Source organism: Pseudomonas sp. EA_105y_Pfl2_R69 (assembly GCF_963970915.1).
Taxonomy (GTDB): domain Bacteria; phylum Pseudomonadota; class Gammaproteobacteria; order Pseudomonadales; family Pseudomonadaceae; genus Aquipseudomonas.
In genome coordinates this window covers 647,820-665,886 of the sequence record NZ_CAXAOO010000001.1, presented here as the reverse complement: position 1 = coordinate 665,886, position 18,067 = coordinate 647,820, and the positions used below count along the sequence as shown (strand labels likewise).

General features: G+C 62.7%; 15 protein-coding genes. 5 read left to right on the top strand and 10 right to left on the bottom strand.

The annotated features are described in order from the left end of the window. Nucleotides 1-27: 27 nt before the first annotated feature. The 3 genes from cgtA to rplU form a co-directional block, all read right to left on the bottom strand. Complete coding sequence (cgtA, locus tag AACY13_RS02875) at nt 28-1,251, bottom strand: Obg family GTPase CgtA (protein ID WP_339459180.1); 1,224 nt, start codon at nt 1,249-1,251, stop codon at nt 28-30. A 167-nt stretch (nt 1,252-1,418) separates the two neighbouring features. After that, the gene (gene rpmA / locus AACY13_RS02870) at nt 1,419-1,676 is read right to left on the bottom strand and encodes a 50S ribosomal protein L27 (RefSeq protein WP_085584170.1); all 258 of its coding nucleotides are present in this window, start codon (nt 1,674-1,676) and stop codon (nt 1,419-1,421) included. A gap of 39 nt (nt 1,677-1,715) precedes the next feature. After that, complete coding sequence (gene rplU / locus AACY13_RS02865; RefSeq protein WP_304866209.1) at nt 1,716-2,027, bottom strand: 50S ribosomal protein L21; 312 nt, start codon at nt 2,025-2,027, stop codon at nt 1,716-1,718. Between the two features lie 245 nt (nt 2,028-2,272). On the opposite strand from rplU, the gene AACY13_RS02860 reads away from it, so the two are divergent. Together AACY13_RS02860 and AACY13_RS02855 are read left to right on the top strand one after the other, a co-directional pair. Further along, the gene (locus AACY13_RS02860; protein WP_339459177.1) at nt 2,273-3,241 is read left to right on the top strand and encodes a polyprenyl synthetase family protein; all 969 of its coding nucleotides are present in this window, start codon (nt 2,273-2,275) and stop codon (nt 3,239-3,241) included. Nucleotides 3,242-3,548: 307 nt separating this feature from the next. Beyond that, complete coding sequence (locus tag AACY13_RS02855) at nt 3,549-3,776, top strand: PA4570 family protein (protein WP_339459176.1); 228 nt, start codon at nt 3,549-3,551, stop codon at nt 3,774-3,776. A gap of 103 nt (nt 3,777-3,879) precedes the next feature. Here the strand turns inward: AACY13_RS02855 and AACY13_RS02850 are convergent, their stop codons facing one another. The 7 genes from AACY13_RS02850 to ettA form a co-directional block, all read right to left on the bottom strand. After that, nucleotides 3,880-4,497, bottom strand: a complete 618-nt coding sequence (locus AACY13_RS02850; RefSeq protein ID WP_339459175.1) for an FKBP-type peptidyl-prolyl cis-trans isomerase — start codon at nt 4,495-4,497, stop codon at nt 3,880-3,882. A 116-nt stretch (nt 4,498-4,613) separates the two neighbouring features. Further along, a complete protein-coding gene (locus AACY13_RS02845) occupies nt 4,614-4,913 on the bottom strand; it encodes a DUF6482 family protein (protein WP_339459174.1) in 300 nt (99 codons plus the stop codon). 137 nt (nt 4,914-5,050) lie between these two features. Then, nucleotides 5,051-5,548 carry a TIGR00645 family protein gene (locus tag AACY13_RS02840; protein WP_339459173.1) on the bottom strand — a complete coding sequence of 166 codons (498 nt, stop codon included), beginning with the start codon at nt 5,546-5,548 and terminating at the stop codon, nt 5,051-5,053. A gap of 202 nt (nt 5,549-5,750) precedes the next feature. Further along, a complete protein-coding gene (locus tag AACY13_RS02835) occupies nt 5,751-6,092 on the bottom strand; it encodes a PA4575 family protein (RefSeq protein ID WP_339459172.1) in 342 nt (113 codons plus the stop codon). Nucleotides 6,093-6,290: 198 nt separating this feature from the next. After that, nucleotides 6,291-8,789: a Lon protease family protein gene (locus AACY13_RS02830; protein ID WP_339459171.1), complete on the bottom strand. Its 2,499-nt coding sequence runs from the start codon at nt 8,787-8,789 to the stop codon at nt 6,291-6,293. Nucleotides 8,790-9,008: 219 nt separating this feature from the next. Continuing rightward, on the bottom strand, nt 9,009-9,338 hold the full coding sequence (locus tag AACY13_RS02825; RefSeq protein WP_339459170.1) for a TraR/DksA family transcriptional regulator: 330 nt from the start codon (nt 9,336-9,338) through the stop codon (nt 9,009-9,011). Between the two features lie 174 nt (nt 9,339-9,512). After that, complete coding sequence (gene ettA, locus AACY13_RS02820) at nt 9,513-11,180, bottom strand: energy-dependent translational throttle protein EttA (protein ID WP_339459168.1); 1,668 nt, start codon at nt 11,178-11,180, stop codon at nt 9,513-9,515. Between the two features lie 406 nt (nt 11,181-11,586). Between ettA and AACY13_RS02815 the strand changes: the two genes are divergently transcribed. The 3 genes from AACY13_RS02815 to AACY13_RS02805 all read left to right on the top strand — a co-directional run bounded on the left by AACY13_RS02815 (nt 11,587) and on the right by AACY13_RS02805 (nt 18,064). Continuing rightward, nucleotides 11,587-15,876, top strand: a complete 4,290-nt coding sequence (locus AACY13_RS02815; RefSeq protein ID WP_445262515.1) for a sensor domain-containing protein — start codon at nt 11,587-11,589, stop codon at nt 15,874-15,876. A gap of 274 nt (nt 15,877-16,150) precedes the next feature. Continuing rightward, entirely contained in the window at nt 16,151-17,404 is a 1,254-nt protein-coding gene (gene glyA / locus AACY13_RS02810; RefSeq protein ID WP_339459166.1) for a serine hydroxymethyltransferase, read from the top strand. A gap of 288 nt (nt 17,405-17,692) precedes the next feature. Next, entirely contained in the window at nt 17,693-18,064 is a 372-nt protein-coding gene (locus AACY13_RS02805; RefSeq protein WP_339459165.1) for a PilZ domain-containing protein, read from the top strand. Nucleotides 18,065-18,067: the final 3 nt, after the last annotated feature.

Here is an 18,067-nt window from a genome sequence, read left to right as displayed (position 1 = left end):
CGCTATTAAGCGGCGTTGAACTCTTGCTTAATCCCGGACGTAAATAATTTCCGGGCCATCCTCGTCATCTTCTTCATCCCAGAAGCTGTCGTCTTCATCGACATCGCCGACTGCCTTGACCCCGGAACGACGCAACGCCCGCTTGTCGTCCAGCGCCTGCAGCTGGGCGCGCGCCTCGTCTTCGATGCGCGTATCCAGCTCAGCCAGCTCGGCGGCGAACTCGGGATTTTCCTGAATCCGCTCAGCGCGAGCCTCGAGGAAATCCATGATGTCATAACACAGCTTCTCAGTACCCTGGCGCGCCAGGGCAGAAACCACATACACCGGCCCCTGCCACTCGATCCGCGCGACGATTTCAGCGATACGGGCTTCCTGCTCCTCATCGAGGATCTGATCGGCCTTATTCAGCACCAGCCAGCGCTCGCGCTCGGCCAGCGACGGGCTGAACTTGGTCAGTTCATCGACGATGGTGGCAGCGGCCTCGGCCGGATCGGTCAGATCCAGCGGTGCCATATCGACGAGATGCAGCAACAGGCGAGTACGCGACAAATGCTTGAGGAAGCGAATGCCCAGACCAGCGCCCTCCGAAGCCCCCTCGATCAACCCCGGAATGTCGGCGACCACAAAGCTCTTGTAGCGGTCGACGCTGACCACACCCAGATTCGGAATCAGAGTAGTGAAGGGGTAATCGGCAACTTTCGGCTTGGCCGCCGATACCGAGCGGATAAAGGTGCTCTTGCCGGCATTCGGCAGACCCAGCAGGCCAACATCGGCCAACACCTTCAATTCCAGCTTGAGGTCACGCGCATCGCCCGGCTTGCCAGGCGTGGTCTGTCGCGGCGCACGGTTGGTACTGGACTTGAAGCGCGTGTTACCCAGCCCATGCCAGCCGCCCTGGGCGACCAGCAGGCGCTGGCCGGCGCGGGTCAGGTCGCCAATCACTTCCTGGGTGCCGGCGTCGATCACAGTGGTACCAATGGGCACCGGCAGGATCAGGTCCTCGCCTTTGGCACCGGTACAGTCGGTGCTACCACCCTTTTCACCATTCTGCGCCTGGAAGCGACGGGTATAACGGTAGTCCACCAGGGTGTTGAGGTTCTCCTGGGCTTCGATATAAACCGAGCCACCATCGCCACCATCACCACCGTTGGGGCCGCCCTTCTCGATAAACTTTTCACGACGAAAAGCCATCATGCCGTTACCGCCGTCGCCAGCTTTTACAAAAATCGATACTTCATCGACGAATTTCATTTTTACGCCTCCCGCAGCAAGGCGGGTTATCCAAAACGAGAAACACTAGGTTCTTGCAAAATTGACCTGCATTCAAATCGAACGCTACACCCAGGACAGTTTGGCAAGAACCCCAAGAAACAAAAAAGCCCCGTCGCATGGACGGGGCTTTCCCAGCAGTCGCGCAATTAAGCCGCAACGACGCTCACGTAACGGCGGTTGAACGCGCCTTTTACTTCAAACTTGATCACGCCTTCGATTTTCGCGAAGAGAGTGTGATCCTTACCCATGCCAACGCCGTAACCGGCATGGAACTGGGTGCCGCGCTGACGCACGATGATGTTGCCTGCTTTGATAGCCTGGCCGCCATACATCTTCACGCCAAGGCGTTTGGCTTCTGAGTCGCGACCGTTGCGGGTACTACCGCCAGCTTTTTTGTGTGCCATGAGTTCAATACTCCTATAAAGGGATCAGACCGAAACGAATCAGGCCTGGATACCGGTGATTTTGATCTCGGTGTACCACTGACGGTGGCCCTGGCGCTTCATGTGGTGCTTACGACGACGGAACTTGATGATGGTGACCTTGTCGTGACGGCCTTGGGCGATCACTTCAGCAACAACTTTGGCACCTTCAACAACCGGAGCGCCGATTTGAACGTCGTCGCCATTGCCGATCAGCAGAACACGGTCAAAAGTCACGGCTTCGCCAGTGGCCAGCTCGAGTTTTTCGACCTTGAGGAATTCGCCTTCGGTGACTTTGTATTGCTTGCCACCAGTAACAATTACTGCGTACATGGTAAATCTCCGTTGATCCTGCTCACCCAGCGCTTTATAGGAATAAGTGTCGGCTGGCATGGCTGCTTGGGGCCGGAAGGACACCCTTGCAATTGCGTAAGGCAGGGAAATACCCAGGGGGAAGTTCAGGGTGCGCGATTGTACGCAAGCAACCGACACCATGCAAGTGCGCCGAGTCCTTGCCTTGACAGCCCCTACCCTGCCCCCTAGCATGCCGCGCAACCCATGAGTAGCAGGTGCAAGCGATGCAACCCCAGGCTTTCTACCGCGTGGTGGCGGATGACTTTACCGCCGTCGACGGCATCATCCGCGCGCAACTGGTGTCGCGAGTCCCTCTGGTCGAGAAGATCGGCGACTATATTATCTCCGCCGGCGGCAAACGCCTGCGCCCGCTGCTGGTCCTGCTCAGCGGCAAGGCCCTGGGTATCGAAGGCGACAACCTGCGCCTGCTGGCCGCCACCATCGAATTCCTGCATACCGCGACCCTGCTGCACGACGACGTGGTCGACATGTCCGACATGCGCCGCGGCCGCAGCACCGCCAACGCCCAGTGGGGCAACGCTCCGAGCGTGCTGGTCGGCGACTTCCTCTATTCGCGCTCCTTTGAAATGATGGTCGAACTCGGCTCGATGCCGGTGATGAAGATCCTCTCCAAGGCCACCCGGGTGATCGCCGAAGGCGAAGTGCTGCAGCTGTCGAAGATCCGCGACGCCAGTACCACCGAGGCGACCTATATGGAGGTCATCCGCGGCAAGACCGCCATGCTGTTCGAGGCCTCGACCCACAGCGCCGCCGCCCTGGCCGGTGCCTCGGCCGAACAGACCGAAGCCCTGCGCACCTTTGGCGATCACCTGGGCGTGGCCTTCCAGCTGGTCGACGACCTGCTCGACTATCGCGGCGACGCCACCACCCTGGGCAAGAACGTCGGCGACGACCTGGCCGAAGGCAAACCGACCCTGCCGCTGATCTACTGCATGCGCGAAGGCACGCCCGAACAGGCCGCCCTGGTGCGCCAGGCGATCCAGAAAGGCGGCATCGAGGACCTGGAAAGCATCCGCAACGCCGTGGAAGCCGCCGGAGCCCTGGATTACACCGCCCGCCAGGCCCGTGACTACGCCGAACGCGCCATCGCCTGCCTGGACGCCCTGCCCGCCAGCGAATACCGCGACGCCCTGATCGAACTCAGTCGCTTTGCCGTAGCCCGCACACACTGAGGCTTAATGCGACAGACAAGAGCCCGTCCACGTGACGGGCTTTTTATTGGCGATGTACCAATCATGCGTGCACGAGGGCAGGCCCAAACGCTGCTCGGCGAGGAGCAATGTGCAGGGTGCGCTGCGCGCACCGGGATTTACAGCTTGCGTCGGCACACAGTAGTGCGGGTGACGAATCGCTGGTGCGCACGGCGCACCCTACGAAGACAAAAGACCGCGCACGCCCCCTTGTCGCCTCGTCAAATTAACACTTGCTATATATGTAATAAGAATTATTCTCATCTAACCATTTAAAGGGAGATGAGTCATGACCTATCTGATCGACGCCTGGCTGGACCGTCCGCAACCCTACCTGCGCATTCTCAATCGCAACACGGGCGAAGTCTGTGCGGTACTGGAGGACGATGCCCTGGACGAACTGCGCGATCAGGGCGACCTGGATCTGCACGAGCTGAACTCCTGCGAACCGCTGGTGCTCAAGGAGCTGGTGCGCAATCTGTTTCTCTACTGCTACGCCCGGGCGTTGCGCCCCTGAAACGCATCGCGGGCATGGACTAGGCGTCCCCGCCGCTCCTACACCAGACACGCTGGAACCTCATAGGAGCGGGCCATGCCCGCGAAAGAAAGCACCTGGACCGTTAGAGAACGTCCAGCAGCTCCACATCAAATACCAGCACGCTGTGCGGTGGGATACTACCCACACCTTGCTCGCCATAGGCCAGCTCGCTCGGCACATACAGACGCCACTTGCTACCGGCATTCATCAGCTGCAGGGCTTCGGTCCAGCCGGCGATCACGCCGCCCACCGGAAACTCGGCTGGCTGACCGCGATCGTAGGAGCTGTCGAACACGGTGCCGTCGATCAGGGTGCCGTGGTAATGAGCACGAATGGTGTCTTCGCGGGTCGGCATCGCGCCAGCACCGGTATTCAGCACTTCGTACTGCAGGCCGGAAGCCAGCACGGTGATGCCGTCACGCTTGGCGTTTTCCTCCAGGAATGCCAGGCCGGCACCGGCAGCAGCCTTAGCCTTGGCAGCAGCTTCGGCTTGCATGATGTCACGGATTACTTTGAAGCTGGCAGTCATCTCGGCTTCGCTCACGCGGCTTGGCTGACCGTTAAAAGCGTCGGTCAGACCCGCCAGAATGGCTTCCAGGCTCACACCCGGCGGCGGGTTGTCGCTCAATTGACCGCCGAGTTGGCGGCCGATGCCGTAGCTGACGCGGGTTTCGTCAGTGGAAAGATTGAGTTCGGACATGCAAAGGCTCCGCTGGGGCTGAAAAAAGGGCGACCAGCCTAGCACAGCTGCGCCGGCCACCCTACCGCTGCCATGTCCCGCGTGCGCCGCCACGCCCCAGGCGGAGACAGGTCCTCTCAGTGCGATGACTTCGAGCCCGGTTTTATCCCTGGCTCATCGGGCATGCCGCACATTTCGTCATGCACCTGCGCCTGTACCAGATGGAGCGACGGCAGCTGGCGCAAGGGCTGCAGCACCTCGCGGGCATGCTCCAGCGAGCGCAGATGGAGGATATGGCCGCGGCCATCCTCCAGCGTGAACGGCTGACCGCTCACGCGTGCTTCCAGCAGGTAATAGTTGCCCCCTTCGAGGGAGATGAGGTTCAACTCATCGACATGTCCGGCGCGGGCATGACTGGAAAGGTCGTGAAGGTTCATGAGGCCACCTCGCGCTAACGACTCGCACATACTCCATAAGAATATAGTCGCTGCAGAACAGCCGGGAAGCACAAGGCAGAAAGCCAACCGCCCGTCCGTTTTGCAACGGCCGGGCGGCGAGAAACGCATCAGGGGGATCAGCTCGATTCGTACTTGGTCAGCTTGTCCAGATAGCCCATGGCGAACGCCGAGCCGACAAAAGTCAGGTGAATGATCACGTACCACTTGAGGTATTCGATCTCGTAGTTTTTGGCATCCATAAACACCTTGAGCAGGTGGATCGAGGAGATCGCCACGATGGAGGCGGCAACCTTCATCTTCAGCGAGCCGGAATCCATCTTGCCCAGCCAGCTGAGCTTCTCGGTGCCCTCGTTGATATTCAGCTGGGAGACGAAGTTCTCGTAACCCGAAAGCATGACCATCACCAGCAGACCGCCAACCAGCGCCATATCGATCAGGGACAGCAGACGCAGGATCAGATCGGCTTCGCTGAGGGTAAAGATATCCGGGAGGATGTGGTACAGCTCCTGGAAGAACTTGATCGACAGCGCCAGCACCGCCAGCGATAAACCGAAGTAGATAGGGGCCAGCAGCCAGCGCGACGCGTACATGGTGTTTTCGATAAAGCGTTCCATAGGGACTCACAGAGGCTCAAAACTGGCGGCGAGTATACCCAGCGCGGCGTGCCAGACAAAGGCGTGGCACAAGCGGGAACGAGAAGCCCGGGTTATCCCCGGCATCTGTGGATAAAGCTGTGGGCAGGCTCAGGATCAATCGACACAAGCCACCTGGCAGCAGCCTTTGCGCCTGCTGGTCAAATCCTGCGCAAGCGACCGTTCAGGTTTCCGGCTGAAACAGGTAGTTGCCCAGATGGCGGCTGCGCTCGCTGTTCACGCGGCGCAGTTCGGCCTGGATATGCAAACGCCAGATTGGCAACTCGTCGCACGCGTCGTAGCCCATGTCACGCAGGCTATCGGCGATACCGGTGAGCACGCCTTCGGCGACGAAAGCCCCCTGGAACGGGCCTTGCGACTTGATTGCAGAGGGTTGGTTGCCGGCAATCCCAGCGGCACAGATCAGTGTCCAAAGGCCCGCACTGCCCGCCAGCGGCAACACCACGCATTCGATGCGAGTATCCAGGCCCAGGCAGTGACGGGTGAGATTGAGGCTGCGCGGCATGGCGGCGATCCTCTCGGGAGCAGATCTTCAGCCTACACCCGAGTGCGCACCCGAGGGAAGTCGCCAGTTATCCCCGCAAACTGTGGATAACTCTGTGGATGAACCGAGGAAAAGCCGCCCTGAACTGCACCGCATGAAGGGCCCCGGAATTCGCTCAGTGACTGACCAGCCACTGCACGAATCCCGGACCTCGGCCAGTCACTCGGCCGCGGGCTTCTTGGCGCGTGGTTTCTTCTCCTTGACGGCCGCCGGCACATCTTCCGGCTTGGTCTTCCTGACGGCTGCTGGCGCGTCCTCCGACTTGGCCTCGTCCTTGTCATCCTCGCCCAGATCGATCTCGGCGATCTCGCGCAGGCGTTCGACCACCCGGGCATTGATGCTGCCGGCGGGAAACTGGCCCTCGGCATTCGGCGAGCCGGCATCCTCGCCGACCAGCAGGCTCAGGGCCTCGTCGACCTGACGCACCGCATAGATATGGAACTGCCCGGCGCGCACCGCCTGCAACACACGCTCGTCGAGCATCAGGGTGGTGACGTTGGAATGGGGGATGATCGCTCCTTGCTCGCCCGTCAGGCCGCGGGCCTCACACAGACGGAAGAAGCCTTCGATCTTCTCGTTGACCCCACCGACCGCCTGCACCTCGCCAAACTGGTTGATCGACCCGGTAATGGCGAAACACTGCTTGAGCGGGGTGCGCGAGATCGCCGAGATCAGCGTGCAGACCTCACCGAGCGAGGCGCTGTCACCGTCGACATAGCCATAGGACTGCTCCAGGGCGATGCTCGCGGAAATCTCCAGGGGGAACTCCTGAGCGTAACGACTGCCCAGGTAACCGGTAAGGATCATCACCCCCTTGGAGTGGATCGGCTGGCCCAGATTGACCTCGCGCTCGATGTCGACGATGCCGCTGCCGCCGGGATAGACGGTGGCGGAGATGCGCGCTGGCACGCCGAAGGCCGAGTCACCGACTTCCAGCACGGTCAGGCCGTTGCACTTGCCCACCGCCGCGCCGGCGGTGTCGATCAGGATGATGCCGGCCAGCATGTCGTCGATGATCCGCGCCGAGACCCGTCCGGTGCGGGTCGCCTTGGCCTTCAGCGCGCGCTCGATATGGCCGGCATCGGTCAAGGTCTCACCGGCCAGCTGGCGAATGAAATCGGCCTCGCTGATTAGCTGGAACAGGTCGCCGATACGCGCCGACAAGCGCCCCTGGTGCTCGGCCAGGCGCGCACTGTAGGTCGCCACCCGCGCCACCGCCGCCGCCGTCATGGGGGCCATGCCCTCCTCCGAGGTGCGGGTTTTCATCAGCTGGGCAAACTGTTCCAGGCTTTCCGCGCCGAGGGGGATGTCCTCGTCGAAGTCGACCAGCACGCGGAACATTTCCTGAAAGTCCGGATCATGGTCCTGCAGCGCGTAGTACAGCTGGCGCGCGCCGATGATGACGACCTTGACCTGCAGCGGTATCACCTGGGGATTGAGGGTCACGGTAGCGATGCGGCCCAGGTCGCCGAGCGGCGACTCCATCTTCAGCTGGCGCGAATGCAGGGCGCGCTTGAGCGCATCCCAGACAAAGGGCTCGCCGAGCATCTTCTCCGCTTCGAGGATCAGAAAACCGCCGTTGGCCCGGTGCAAGGCACCGGGGCGCAGCTGCCGGTAGCTGGTGTAGAGCGCGCCCTGATCGGTGTTGTATTCGATCCGGCCGAACAGGTTGTCGTAGGTCGGATGCGGCTCGAAGACCACGGGCGCGCCGCCCTGGGCATGATGGCCGACCACCAGGCTGGGGCAATACTGCTCTTCCAGCAGTGTGCGGGTCTGGGCGTCGATGCGCTCCACCTCGACCAGTTGATCGACCACTGTCTTCAGCAGATTGACCTGCATGGCCTGCAGGTAGGCACAGACCCCGGCGTTCTCCGCATACTTCTGCGACAGGGGGGCCAGCAGCGGCTGCAGGGCCACGGTGATGGTTTCTTCGTTGAGCTGGCGCAGCTGGTTGCTCGACTCGCGCTTCCACTGCGGCAGGCTGGCCAGCTCCTCGTTGAGGCGTTCCTCCAGGATCGCGATGTCGGCGTGGAAACGCTCGCGCTCGGTTTCCGGCAACTGGGCGAACTCGGCCTCGTCCAGGGCCTTGCCCTCGAGCATGGGGGTGAAGGCGATATTGCTGCTATCGCGATACAGGGCGACGCTCTTCTCCAGCGACAGCCGCTCGATCACATCCAGGGCCTGGTCGTAGCGCTTGTTGAAGGCGCGGTCGATGGCATTTTTCTTCTGCTGGAACGAGGGGTGCTCGAACACCGCCGGAAAGGTCGCCAGCAGATTGTCGATCAGCTGATTGATATCGTCGAGAAAGGCGCCGGCCGTGCCCGATGCCAGCTCCAGCGCGCGGGGCTCGCGGGGCTCGTCGAAGTGATTGACGTAGAGCCGGTCGGCCGGAGTTTCCAGGCGTTTGGCTTCGGCCTGGAGGTAGCGTTTGACGAAGGAGAAGCGACCGGTGCCCGGCTCGCCCATGACAAATACGTTGTAACCGGGGCGAGGCATGGCCACGCCGAACTGCAGGGCCTCCACCGCACGCTCCTGGCCGAGCACCCCGCGAAAGGGCTCCAGGTCTTCGGTGCTGGTGAAGTTGAACTGCTCGGGAGTGAAGGGACGGGTAAGCGCTTCGGGTGCCAGCCGCAAATGGGCTGCAACGGAGTCTGGCATTGGAAATCCTTGGACGGAGGGCTGGTGAAATCATGGCCGTATCGAGGCCACACCACAAGCCGTAAGCTTGATCCCGAGCAGGTGAAAAGCAGCGGACTTGCCTCAAAGTGTGGCGGCCATATCAGCAGCCAGGCCATAAGCCTGCTTCAGGAAGTCGCCATCCTCGCGCCTCTCTCTGCCATGCTCGGCGCTATTGCAGTCGGCTGTGGCAACCGCAGCTCATCTTCTCTCGGCCTGATCGGCGCAGGCCAGGCAGTATTCGGTGGCCGGCATGGCGACCAGACGCGCCGGGTTGATCGCCTCGCCGCAGCGCAGGCACAGCCCGTAGCGGCCCTCGGCCAGACGCAGCTTGGCCAGCCCGACCTGGCGCATGCCCGCCTCGGCCTCAGCCAGCAAGGCTTCGAGCACTTCATCGTTCTGCCGCTGCAAGGCTTGCTCGGCGAAATCGGGCGAGTGGCTGCGCGCCAGGTCCTGGCGAATCGCGTTGGCACGGGCACTGTATTCGTTGAGCAGGGTATAGAGCGCGGTGTAAGGGTCGAAAGCGGGCATGCGGGCAGTCCTCAGGAGTACTGCTTCCAGTGTGGCGCGTATACGGCGTTTGACACTGATGCCGGTCAGGAATTCTGTAACTATTCATCGCCAGGTAGGCCTTTGCGCCGAGCGCTGCGGCAATAAAAACGGGGCCCGCAGGCCCCGTTTTTATTGCCGCAGCAAAGCGCGAACTTACTGCGCCAGCTTCTTGTGCCGCACGCGGTGCGGCTGGCTGGCTGCATCGCCGAGGCGCTTCTTGCGGTCGGCTTCGTACTCGGTGTAGTTGCCTTCGAAGAACTCGATATGCGAGTCGTCTTCGTACGCCAGGATGTGGGTGGCCACGCGATCCAGGAACCAGCGATCGTGAGAGATCACAATGGCCGCACCGGGGAAGTCGAGCAGCGCCTCTTCCAGCGAGCGCAGGGTTTCCACATCGAGGTCGTTGGACGGTTCGTCGAGCAGCAGCACGTTGGCACCCTCTTTCAGGGTCAACGCCAGGTGCAGGCGGCCGCGCTCACCGCCGGAGAGGTCCTTGACGAACTTCTGCTGGTCGCCGCCCTTGAAGTTGAAGCGACCGACATAGGTGCGCGACGGCACTTCATAGTTGCCGATCTTGATCATGTCGGAGCCGCCAGACACGGCTTCCCACACGCTCTTGCTGCCGTCGAGGTCGTCGCGGCTCTGATCCACGCAAGCCAGCTGCACGGTTTCACCGATCTCGATGCTGCCGCCATCCGGCTGTTCCTTGCCCATCAGCATGCGGAACAGGGTCGACTTACCGGCACCGTTACCGCCAATCACCCCGACTATGGCGCCCTTGGGCATGCTGAACGACAGGTTGTCGATCAGCGCGCGGTCGCCATAGCCCTTGCTGACGCCGACGAAGTCGATGACCTTGTCACCCAGGCGCGGGCCGGCCGGGATATAGATCTCGTTGGTCTCGCTGCGCTTCTGGAATTCCTGCGACTGCATTTCCTCGAAGCGCTGCAGGCGCGCCTTGGACTTGGACTGACGGGCCTTGGCCCCTTTGCGCACCCACTCCAGTTCGTCCTTCATGGCCTTCTCATGGGCCGACTGCTGCTTGGATTCCTGAGCCAGACGATCCGACTTGGCCTCCAGCCAACCGGAATAGTTGCCCTCGTAGGGAATGCCCGCGCCGCGGTCGAGTTCGAGAATCCAGCCGGCGACGTTGTCGAGGAAGTAACGATCGTGGGTGATCGCCACCACGGTGCCGGGGAAGTCATGGAGGAAGTGTTCCAGCCAGGCCACCGAATCGGCATCCAGGTGGTTGGTCGGTTCGTCCAGCAGCAGCATGTCGGGGGCCGACAGCAGCAGGCGGCACAGCGCCACCCGGCGCTTCTCACCGCCGGAGAGCACGGCGACCTTGGCGTCCCAGGCCGGCAGACGCAGGGCGTCGGCGGCGACTTCCAGCTGACGCTCGAGGTTGTGGCCGTCGCTGGTCTGCAGGATGGCTTCGAGCTTGGCCTGCTCGGCGGCCAGCTTGTCGAAGTCGGCATCCGGCTCGGCGTAGGCGGCGTAGACCTGATCGAGACGCGCCTGGGCGTCCTTGATCGCGCTGACGGCCTCTTCCACCACCTCGCGCACGGTCTTGTTCGGGTCGAGCTGCGGCTCCTGGGGCAGGTAGCCGACATTCAGCTCGGGCATCGGACGGGCTTCGCCGTCGAACTCGTTGTCGACCCCGGCCATGATTTTCAACAGGGTGGACTTGCCCGAGCCGTTGAGGCCGAGCACGCCGATCTTGGCACCGGGGAAGAAGGACAGGGAGATGTTCTTGAGGATTTCCCGCTTCGGCGGCACAACTTTGCTCAGCCGATGCATGGTGTAGACGTATTGGGCCATGGATAACCTGGGTTCTGGACAGAAAAACGAGATAAAGGCTGCAGGTTGTGACGGACCGCAGCCGAGCAGGCCGCTGCCTGCGTTTTGATCGGGCCGTTGCGCTGCCACGAATGGCGGCTCGGCCACGGATTCGCACAGCCACGCGCGTCGGGCAAAGCTACCGGAATGCGCAAGTCAGAGCAAACGACGCTCGTCGGCCGCACTGGCACTTCGCCATATTTATGGCATGCTAGCCGGCTGCTGCGTTCCAGGCTGGCACACGCCTTGCCAGGCACGCGCAAGCAAGCCGGGTCGCGACTGCGGCGCGCCGAACAGGCTGGTTATTTTTTACTCGAATTGGTTAACTCGCCTGGCCATGCACCGCGTTGCGCTATGCCCGATGCGAACCAAGTGGCCTTCGCTAGGGATGACGAAGCCGGACACTCCCCAGATACAGCTCATCCCAGGATTTAGGTCATTGCCTAGAGTCACGCCCCCACCCGCTTCGCGCCTCTCCAGCGAAGCCCTGCTTGCGCCCATGAGCGGCCCGGCCAGGGGCACGCTGGTGGCGCTGGTCATGCTGATGCTGGGCTTGCTGCTGTGGCAACTGCGCCTGGAATCGCACCAACTGCAGGACAACCAGCGCCAGCTCAGCCATGCCTACAGCAACCAGCTGGCCAATCACCTGAGCCTGAACATGGAGCTCAAGGCCAGCGCCGGCCAGGCCCTGCTGCAGCCCCACAGCCGCACACCTGCGTCGGGCGCAGCCAGCGAGGCCCTGCTCGGTTCGCTACGCGGCGTGTTTCCGACACTGCGCGGGCTGATCTGGCTGAATGCCCAGGGGCAGATGCTGGCCAGCGCCGGGGCCCCGCCGCCGAACGTCCTCTACCTCGGCGAACTGTTTCAACGCGGCCAGCAGCACGATTACTTCTATGCCTTCAGCGCCCAGGACGGCGGCGAGATCTACCTGATGCTGCGCCAGGCGCAGGACGAGGGTTTCTGGGTCCTGCACCTGACCAACCGGGCGCTGCGCAGCTGGCTCAGCGAACACCATCAAAGCCCCCAGCAGTGGCTGCTGGAAGACAGTTACTCGCAACGGGTCATCGCCAGCCAGGGCGACAGCCAGTCGCCGGACAGCCCGATTGCACCGCCCGTCACGGCCGAGAACCTGGCCCAGAGCATCCTGCTCAGCCCGCTGCCGGGCAGCGACTGGCAGCTGCGCGCGCTGTTCAACGAACGCAAGGTGCGCGCCCAGCAACTGCCGCAACTGGCCAGCAAGCTTCTGCTGTTTATCCTCTGCGCCCTGCTGACCCTGTTCGCCCTGTATCGCCTGCACCACGAGCAGCGCAACCTGCATGCCCTCAACACCGCCTCGCGGCGTTCCCTGCAACAGGCCGTGACGGTGCTGGGAGCCATCGAGGAACGGGTGCTGGTGACCGACGGCAACGGTCAGCTGCAGTACCTCAACCCCCAAGCCGAAAGCCTGTTCGGCCTGGGCAACGCCGAGGCGCATAACTGGCACCTGCTGCAGCTGCTGCCGCGCCTCGACCCCATGCTGCTGCACGGCAACGGCGCGCCCCATGAGCTGGGCCCGGACCTGGTGGAAATCCGCCAGAACGGGGAGTCGCGGCTGTACGACATCAGCCGCAGCGATCTGGGCGAAGAGTCCCAGCACGGCGGCTTCGTCTGGGTGTTGCGCGACGTTACCGAAGAGCAGCATGCCAATCAGGTGCTGCGCGAAACCCGCCGACGCTATCAGGATATTTTCGAAGGCACCGGCACCGCCCTCTGCGTGCTCGACCTGGCCGACCTGCACGACTACCTGCAGCAACAGCAGATCCGCGATCTGCCGGCCCTGCAACGCTGGCTGGCGGCCGAGCCGTTGCGCCATCAAGCGCTCTGCCAGCGCCTGCGCCTGACCGAAACCAACCAAATGGCCCTGCGCCTACTCGGCGTCGACTCCACCGAACAGGCCTGGCAACACCTGTTCAACAGTGGCCCACTGCACCCCGAGGGTTTCCGCCTGCAGCTGATCAGCACCCTGCTCACGGGCAACGGTCTGCTGGAAATGGAACGGCAGATCAGCACGCCCCAAGGCCACGAACGCCACCTGTGGCTGCTCCTGCGACTACCGGAGAACCCGCAGGAACTCAATTCGGTGACCCTGAGCATCAGCGACATCACCAGCCGCAAGCGCGTCGAAACCTCGCTGATCGAGCGCGAGCGCTTCTGGTCCGATGTGGTCAGCGCGGTTCCGGACACCATCTATGTTCACGACATCGCCAGCAAGCGGGTGATGTACAGCAACAACCATCTGGGTCCGCAGCTGGGCTACAACAAGGCCGAACTGCGCGAAATTGGCGAGCGCCTGTGGGAAAAACTCCTCCATCCCGACGACGTCGAACTCTACCTGCGCATGCGCAATATCCAGCAGGTGCTGGGCAAGGGCCGGCTGATGCAGTTCGAGCTGCGCTGGCGGCACCGCGATGGCAGCTGGCACTGGTTCGATATCCGCGAACAGGCCCTGGCCTACGATGAGCGCGGCCGGGTCAGCCGGCTGATCGGCGTGGCCAAGGACATCACCCAGCAGATCGTGCGCAGCGAATCCCTGCGCACCAGCGAGCAGCGCTACCGGATGCTGGCGGAAAGCATCAGCGACGTGATCTTCTCCACCGACGACAAGCTGCAGCTCAACTACGTCAGCCCCTCGGTCATGCAGGTACTCGGTTACGACAGCGAATGGGCGCTGGCCAACGGCTTCCACGGCCTGGCCACCAACCCGCGCCAGCTGATCGGTTTCTACGCCCTGCTGGAGCGGGTGCGCAACGCCCTGGGCGATCCGCAACGCCTGGCCGAGCTGCGCGCGCAGTTCCTGCCGCAGCTGTTCGTCTTCGACTGCCTGCGCGCCGACGGCCAGAAAATCCCGGTGGAGCTACGCCTGGTGCCCATGTGGGACGACAGCGGACGCTTCGAGGGCCTGCTCGGCGTCGGCCGCGACATCGGCCAGCAACGCCGTGCGGAGAAGGACCTGCGCATGGCCGCCACGGTATTCGAGCACTCCACCGCGGCGATTCTGGTCACCGACCCGGCCGGCTATATCGTCCAGGTCAACAACGCCTTCAGCCGGGTCAGCGGCTACAGCTCCAGGCAGATCCTCGACCAGCTGCCGAGCATGCTCACCGCCGACACCCAGCAGGCCAGCCACCTCAGTTTCGTCATCCGCCAGCTCAACCAGAAAGGCAGCTGGGAAGGCGAGGTGTGGCTGAAGCGACGCAACGGCGAGAAATTTCCGGCCTGGGTCGGCATTACCGCGGTGCGGGACGACGAAGGCGACCTGGTCAGCTACGTGTGCTTCTTCAGCGATATCAGCGAGCGCAAGGCCAGCGAACAGCGGATTCACCGCCTGGCCTACTACGACGCCCTGACCCAGCTGCCCAACCGCACCCTGTTCCAGGACCGCCTGCACAACGCCCTGCAGCATGGCGAGCGGCACCAGGAATGGGTGGTGCTGATGTTCCTCGACCTCGACCGCTTCAAGCCGATCAACGACTCCCTGGGCCACGCCGCCGGCGACCGCATGCTCAAGGAAGTGGCCGTACGCCTGGCCGCCTGTGTCGACGGCGACGACACCGTGGCGCGCATGGGCGGCGACGAATTCACCCTGCTGCTGCAATCCGATACCAGCCGCGAGGGGGCGCTGACGCGCGCCATTCATGTCGGCGAACAGATCCTCGCCAGCCTGGCCCAGCCGTTTATTCTCGAAGGCCGCGAGTTCTTCGTCAGCGCCAGTATCGGCATCGCCCTCAGCCCCCAGGACGGCAGCGAGCTGAGCCAGCTGATGAAGAACGCCGACACCGCCATGTACCACGCCAAGGAGCGCGGCAAGAACAACTTCCAGTTCTACCAGGCCGATATGAACGCCAGCGCCCTGGAGCGTCTGGAGCTGGAAAGCGACCTGCGCCACGCCCTGGAACAGGGCGAATTCAGGCTCTACTACCAGCCACAGTTCTCCGGCGACGGCAAGCGCCTGACCGGGGCCGAGGCGCTGCTGCGCTGGCAGCATCCGACCCGCGGCCTGGTGCCGCCGAACGACTTTATCCCGGTGCTCGAAGAGTTGGGCCTGGTGGTCCAGGTCGGCGAGTGGGTGCTGCGCGAGGCTTGCCACCAGCTCGGTCACTGGCATCAGGCCAAGGTGCGGGTGCCGAAGATCTCGGTCAACCTGTCGGCCCGGCAGTTTGCCGAAGGCGATCTGGACCTGCGCATCGCCAGCATCCTCAAGGACAGCGGCATCCCGTCGGCCTGCCTGGAGCTTGAACTCACTGAGAGCATCCTGATGGAAGACGTGGCCAATGCCATGCAGACCATGACCAGCCTCAAGCGCCTGGGTGTGTGCCTGGCCATCGACGACTTCGGTACCGGCTATTCGTCGCTGAACTACCTCAAGCAGTTTCCCATCGACGTGCTGAAGATCGACCGCAGCTTCGTCGACGGCCTGCCCCACGGCGAACAGGACGGTCAGATCGCCCGCGCCATTATCGCCATGGCTCACAGCCTCAACCTCACGGTGATCGCCGAGGGCGTGGAAACCCTGGCCCAGCTGGACTTCCTCCGCGGCCATGGCTGCGACGAGGTGCAGGGTTTCCTGCTCGGCCGCCCGATGCCGGCCAGGCAATTCACCGCGCTATTTAGCGGCACCGCGCTGTTTATGCTCAGCTAGAAACAATTTGCAGGATGGGCAGGGCGGCCTCGGAGCGACAGCCCGTCAGGCTTTGTGCCGCACCAACCACCCTGGTGCACTGCCTGCGGCGAGTGACACCCTAGGGGTCTTCGTGCAGTGCTCAAGTTAATAGAAACGCGCAGTTCAAGACTGCCTTGTCCATGAATCCCACTTGTCCGCCACATGACTGCGCTGCATACCCCTGCTCGGCCGAGATGGGGTAGAATTCGCCCCCTCTTTCTACCGCCCAGCCGCTTTTTCTCAGGGGAATGCCATGTTCAGCCGTGATTTGACTCTTGCCCGTTATGACGCCGAATTGTTTGCCGCGATGGAGCAGGAAGCCCAGCGCCAGGAACATCACATCGAACTGATCGCCTCGGAGAACTACACCAGCCCGGCGGTAATGGAAGCCCAGGGTTCGGTACTGACCAACAAGTACGCCGAAGGCTACCCGGGCAAGCGTTACTACGGCGGTTGCGAATACGTCGACATCGTCGAGCAGCTGGCCATCGACCGCGCCAAGGAACTGTTCGGTGCCGATTACGCCAACGTCCAGCCGCACTCCGGCAGCCAGGCCAACGCCGCCGTGTATATGGCACTGCTGAATGCCGGCGACACCGTACTGGGCATGAGCCTGGCCCACGGCGGCCACCTGACCCACGGTGCCAGCGTCAGCTTCTCCGGCAAGCTGTACAACGCCGTGCAGTACGGCATCACCGATGCCGGACTGATCGACTACGACGAAGTCGAGCGTCTGGCGGTAGAGCACAAGCCGAAGATGATCATCGCCGGCTTCAGTGCCTACTCTCAGGTCCTGGACTTCCCACGTTTCCGCGCCATCGCTGACAAGGTCGGTGCCTACCTGTTCGTCGACATGGCCCACGTCGCCGGTCTGGTTGCCGCTGGCGTGTACCCGAACCCGGTGCCGTTCGCCGACGTAGTCACCACCACCACCCACAAGACCCTGCGCGGTCCGCGCGGCGGGCTGATCCTGGCTCGTGCCAACGAAGCCCTGGAGAAGAAATTCAACTCCGCGGTCTTCCCGGGCGGCCAGGGCGGCCCGCTGGAGCACGTGATCGCCGCCAAGGCGGTGTGCTTCAAGGAAGCCCTGCAACCCGAGTTCAAGGCCTACCAGCAGCAAGTGGTGAAGAACGCCCAGGCCATGGCCAGCGTGTTTATCGAAAACGGCTATGACGTGGTCTCCGGCGGTACCGAGAACCACCTGTTCCTGTTGTCGCTGATCAAGCAGGAAATCACCGGTAAAGACGCCGACGCCGCCCTGGGTCGCGCCTTTATTACCGTGAACAAGAACAGCGTGCCCAACGATCCACGCTCGCCGTTCGTCACCTCCGGCCTGCGCATCGGCACCCCGGCCGTGACCACCCGCGGCTTCAAGGAAGACCAGTGCCGCGCGCTGGCCGGCTGGATCTGCGAAATCCTCGCCAACCTGGGCGACGAAGCCGTTGAGGCGCGCATCCGCGAGCAGGTGAAAGCGGTCTGTGCCCAGTTCCCGGTTTACGGCAACTAAGCAGCAGAGACTGCCTACGATCTGCTGCGCGTCGGCCCTGCTGCGTTGAAAACAGGTTCGGAATGCTCATGTACAACTCGTACACTCCGCTTCCTCACCTGTTTTCGCCTTGCAGGACTCTAGCTCGCAAGATCGTAAACAGTCTCTGGCCCGCAGCCGAAAAGCCCGCCCACCCCGGCGGGCTTTTTTCTGCCGCTCGCCCAGCACACCGCCGCGTCTGGCAAACAAACCGTACCCTCGAGACCCACCTTGGCTATAGTGGATTAAACCCCGCAGGAGTTTTTTTGCATGAGCAATACAGCCAACGAGCGGCGGCGCTTTCATCGCATCGCTTTCGATGCCCCCACCGAGATCATTCAAGGTGAGCGCAGCTGGGCAGTCGAGTTGCATGACGTGTCACTGAAAGGTTTGCTGGTCAAGCGCCCCGGCACCTGGAACGGCGACCCGCACCAGCCCTTCGAAGCCAGCATCCGGCTGGCCGACGATACCTGCGTGCGGATGGAAGTGGTACTGACCCGCACCCAGGACAACCTGCTCGGCTTCGTCTGCCGGCATATCGACCTCGACTCGATCAGCCACCTGCGCCGCCTGGTCGAACTCAACCTCGGCGACGAAAGCCTGCTGGAACGGGAACTGGCCGCCCTCGGCGAAGGGGACTGAAGA

What these genes read in the sequence shown, in the direction of transcription:
- AACY13_RS02840 (WP_339459173.1), bottom strand. Translation starts at nt 5,548, where the DNA reads ATGGAACGCTTTATCGAAAACACCATGTACGCGTCGCGCTGGCTGCTG.
- cgtA (WP_339459180.1), bottom strand. Translation starts at nt 1,251, where the DNA reads ATGAAATTCGTCGATGAAGTATCGATTTTTGTAAAAGCTGGCGACGGC.
- glyA (WP_339459166.1), top strand. Translation starts at nt 16,151, where the DNA reads ATGTTCAGCCGTGATTTGACTCTTGCCCGTTATGACGCCGAATTGTTT.
- AACY13_RS02850 (WP_339459175.1), bottom strand. Translation starts at nt 4,497, where the DNA reads ATGTCCGAACTCAATCTTTCCACTGACGAAACCCGCGTCAGCTACGGC.
- AACY13_RS02825 (WP_339459170.1), bottom strand. Translation starts at nt 9,338, where the DNA reads ATGCCCGCTTTCGACCCTTACACCGCGCTCTATACCCTGCTCAACGAA.
- AACY13_RS02835 (WP_339459172.1), bottom strand. Translation starts at nt 6,092, where the DNA reads ATGCCGCGCAGCCTCAATCTCACCCGTCACTGCCTGGGCCTGGATACT.
- AACY13_RS02855 (WP_339459176.1), top strand. Translation starts at nt 3,549, where the DNA reads ATGACCTATCTGATCGACGCCTGGCTGGACCGTCCGCAACCCTACCTG.
- AACY13_RS02815 (WP_445262515.1), top strand. Translation starts at nt 11,587, where the DNA reads ATGACGAAGCCGGACACTCCCCAGATACAGCTCATCCCAGGATTTAGG.
- ettA (WP_339459168.1), bottom strand. Translation starts at nt 11,180, where the DNA reads ATGGCCCAATACGTCTACACCATGCATCGGCTGAGCAAAGTTGTGCCG.
- AACY13_RS02860 (WP_339459177.1), top strand. Translation starts at nt 2,273, where the DNA reads ATGCAACCCCAGGCTTTCTACCGCGTGGTGGCGGATGACTTTACCGCC.
- AACY13_RS02830 (WP_339459171.1), bottom strand. Translation starts at nt 8,789, where the DNA reads ATGCCAGACTCCGTTGCAGCCCATTTGCGGCTGGCACCCGAAGCGCTT.
- AACY13_RS02845 (WP_339459174.1), bottom strand. Translation starts at nt 4,913, where the DNA reads ATGAACCTTCACGACCTTTCCAGTCATGCCCGCGCCGGACATGTCGAT.
- rplU (WP_304866209.1), bottom strand. Translation starts at nt 2,027, where the DNA reads ATGTACGCAGTAATTGTTACTGGTGGCAAGCAATACAAAGTCACCGAA.
- rpmA (WP_085584170.1), bottom strand. Translation starts at nt 1,676, where the DNA reads ATGGCACACAAAAAAGCTGGCGGTAGTACCCGCAACGGTCGCGACTCA.
- AACY13_RS02805 (WP_339459165.1), top strand. Translation starts at nt 17,693, where the DNA reads ATGAGCAATACAGCCAACGAGCGGCGGCGCTTTCATCGCATCGCTTTC.